Source organism: Peribacillus sp., assembly GCF_059453735.1.
Map to the genome: position 1 here is coordinate 1 of NZ_JAZVJO010000160.1, position 2,249 is coordinate 2,249.

General features: G+C 39.5%; 3 protein-coding genes. 1 reads left to right on the top strand and 2 read right to left on the bottom strand.

Annotation, left to right across the window (positions count from 1 at the left end; translation table 11 throughout):
• A partial coding sequence (locus AC52RT_RS05475) for a 3-hydroxyacyl-CoA dehydrogenase (protein WP_495539820.1) occupies positions 1-1,429 on the bottom strand: 1,429 nt, incomplete at its 3' end.
• A gap of 267 nt (positions 1,430-1,696) precedes the next feature.
• Between AC52RT_RS05475 and AC52RT_RS05480 the strand changes: the two genes are divergently transcribed.
• On the top strand, positions 1,697-1,822 hold the full coding sequence (locus AC52RT_RS05480) for a YuzL family protein (RefSeq protein WP_081704954.1): 126 nt from the start codon (positions 1,697-1,699) through the stop codon (positions 1,820-1,822).
• 45 nt (positions 1,823-1,867) lie between these two features.
• Here the strand turns inward: AC52RT_RS05480 and AC52RT_RS05485 are convergent.
• Positions 1,868-2,249: proline dehydrogenase family protein (locus AC52RT_RS05485; RefSeq protein WP_495539819.1), on the bottom strand; the 382-nt coding region annotated here is incomplete at its 5' end.

The following is a 2,249-nucleotide window of genomic DNA, read 5'->3' on the forward strand; positions in this document are numbered from 1 at the left end:
GTGCTATGCCGTCGCCGATATCAATTAGACTCGCACCACTGTTCTTCTTGATGACACCTTTTTGTTTTTTTATTTGTTTTAAATTGATAACTTTTGGATTTTCCTGCAATGGTTTGTATTCACCATTGTTATAGTAAGAAATAACGCCATCTTCTTCCTTATAGAAGGAAGTGAAGCCAGTTGCCAGCATTTCACTCACCCATTGAGGAACCTTTTTACCTTCTTGCTCAAGGCGGGCAACAGATTTTTCTAGACCAATGCTATCCCATGTTTCAAATGGACCCGTTGACCATCCAAAGCCCCACTTCATCGCCTGATCGATAGAAACGATATCGTCAGCAATTTCTCCAGTAAGTTCAGCTGAATAGAGAAGAGCCGGGGTTAAAATGTCCCATAAAAGCTGACCAGCACGATCTTCACTATATACAAGCGCTTTCATTTTGTTCCCAAGGCCTTTTGCTTGTTTGGCCATCTCAACGGATGGAGCTTTTAATTTTTTCCTTGCCACATATTCTAAGGTTTCTGGATCTAATTCAAGAATTTCTTTTCCTTTTTTAAGGAAGAATCCTTGACCAGATTTACTGCCATACCAACCATTATCCAGCATACTAGTCACAAAGTCCGGCAGAGTAAATACGTCTTTTTCTTCGCCGTCAACTTGGTCGTACACGTTTTTGGCAACATGTGCAAACGTATCTAGTCCGACCACATCAAGTGTACGGAATGTAGCACTTTTTGCTCTGCCAATCAGCGGCCCTGTTACTGAGTCCACTTCACCGACACTGTAACCGCCTTTCAGCATTTCTCTAACAGTTACAAGCAATCCATACGTACCAATTCGATTGGCAATGAAGTTTGGCGTGTCTTTCGCTTCTACTACCCCTTTACCAAGAACATCTTCACCAAATTGTTTCATAAAGGTAAGAACGTTTGGATCAGTTGCCTTCGTTGGAATGACTTCAAGCAGTTTCAAATAACGCGGTGGATTAAAGAAATGTGTGCCTAAGAAGTTTTTCTGGAAGTCTTCCGAACGTCCTTCTGCCATGGCTTCAATTGAAATCCCAGAAGTATTGGAGCTGATGATGCTGCCTGGTTTTCGGAATTGATCAACCTTAGTGAAGACATCCTTCTTAACGGCAAGATTTTCAACCACAACTTCTATAACCCAATCCACTTCATTTAGTCGTTGTAAATCATCTTCAAAATTCCCCGCCTCGATGAGCGCAAGGTGTTTTTTTGATGTAAGCGGAGCTGGTTTTTGTTTAAGAAGCTTTGTAATCGCTGATTGGCTAAAGCGATTACGTACTTGTTTATCATCAATAGTAAGTCCTTTTTTCTTTTCGTCCTCGGATAATTCACGAGGTACAATGTCCAATAATAAAGTTGGAATGCCGATGTTCGCAAGGTGTGCTGCAATCCCTGATCCCATAACTCCCGACCCTAAAACAGCAGCCTTTCGTATTTGTCGAACCAAGTTTAAATCCCCCTTACATAATGTATTGAATGAATGCTCATTCATTTTTATCTCAAAAAAATATCAACAATTTATTCCTATTACAAATATAGAATATTCCAGAAGATTTCGCAATCAAAAGTACCCAAAAAATGTTTATTTTTTTACATTTATTTCTTTCTGCTGAATCCGAGTAAATAATCCCGCATTAGAAAAAATAATAAAGGCGGAGGTGAATACAAGATGAAACGTAAACGAAATCCCTCAAAAGGTGCGGTCAGCGCTGCAAGTGTTAAGGGAAATGCTGGACCAGGTGAACAACAGGAAAAAAACAAAGTAAACAGTCAAAACAATCAATATAAAAAATAAGCTGAACGGAACCAAGTCTCATGAATGCTTGGTTCCGTTTTATCTTTATTTAAACATTCCCTTCAGAACAAACGCTACATTTGCTGGTCTTTCCGCAAGCCGCCGCATAAAGTAACCATACCAATCTGTTCCATATGGAACGTAGACTCGCATTTTATATCCTTCAGCAGCAAGTTCAAGCTGCCGTTCATTTCGGATTCCAAACAGCATCTGAAATTCAAATTGATCATAGGGAATATTATATTCCTTTACCAACTGTTTAGTGTATTCAATGATCGCATCATCATGCGTAGCAATGGCCGTATAATTTCCATTTTCTAAATGCATCCGGATAATGTTTTTATAGTTTTCATCGACATTCTTCTTTTCTGGGAAAGCCACCTCAGGTGATTCTTTGTATGCACCCTTAACAAGACGAAGATTAGGT